Genomic DNA, 616 nt, shown 5'->3' on the forward strand with positions numbered 1-616 from the left:
CCACTTATTCCAACATTTTTCTTTTTAACACAAGAAAAAGCCCATAAGAACAATTAATATAAGCATCATTAACAACATCTTCTCCAAATTCTACATTTAGGGTAAAGTTTTCTTTTATTGTTCGAGATAACAATACTAACTTGTCCAAACATACATCTGGCTCTTTATTTACAAATTCAAAAGAGGCACTTTTTATTTCTCCATTTGGTATACAAATAAATTTAATAATACAAGTACTGTTTATCAACTCTCTAATTTCCTCCTTTGTAAATTCATTTATAACAAATTCCAAAAGATCCTCTTCTGAAGATAGTTTAAACCCATAGATACCAACTATTTCACCCTTGCTATTCCTGGGTCTGGGTAACTCTTGGTTTAACTCAGGGTTGTCATGATACGTTATGATTGTGTCTCCACTAAAATCACTAACTCTTATAATTCTCCGGAATGAATTCTGACTGAATACTAAATTTGTAAATACGAACAAAAAGACTATTATTCTAAATATCTTTTTCATAATTGTACATTTTAAAGTAAGCCTTCGGCCTCCTACGTATTGTAAAAGTAAAAAAAATTTTCCCAAGCCGGGGATACCGGCCTGGGAGTTGAATCTTTC

General features: G+C 31.5%; 1 protein-coding gene. It reads right to left on the bottom strand.

What is annotated here, in order from left to right; genetic code table 11:
- Positions 1-4: 4 nt before the first annotated feature.
- The gene (locus ATH1_RS19915; RefSeq protein ID WP_044115656.1) at positions 5-517 is read right to left on the bottom strand and encodes a hypothetical protein; all 513 of its coding nucleotides are present in this window, start codon (positions 515-517) and stop codon (positions 5-7) included.
- Positions 518-616: the final 99 nt, after the last annotated feature.

The sequence above is a fragment of the Anaerophaga thermohalophila DSM 12881 genome, from assembly GCF_000191885.1.
Classification (GTDB): Bacteria; Bacteroidota; Bacteroidia; order Bacteroidales; family Marinilabiliaceae; genus Anaerophaga; species Anaerophaga thermohalophila.

Coding starts and splice junctions, on each gene's coding strand:
- ATH1_RS19915 (WP_044115656.1), bottom strand. CDS start 517: ATGAAAAAGATATTTAGAATAATAGTCTTTTTGTTCGTATTTACAAAT.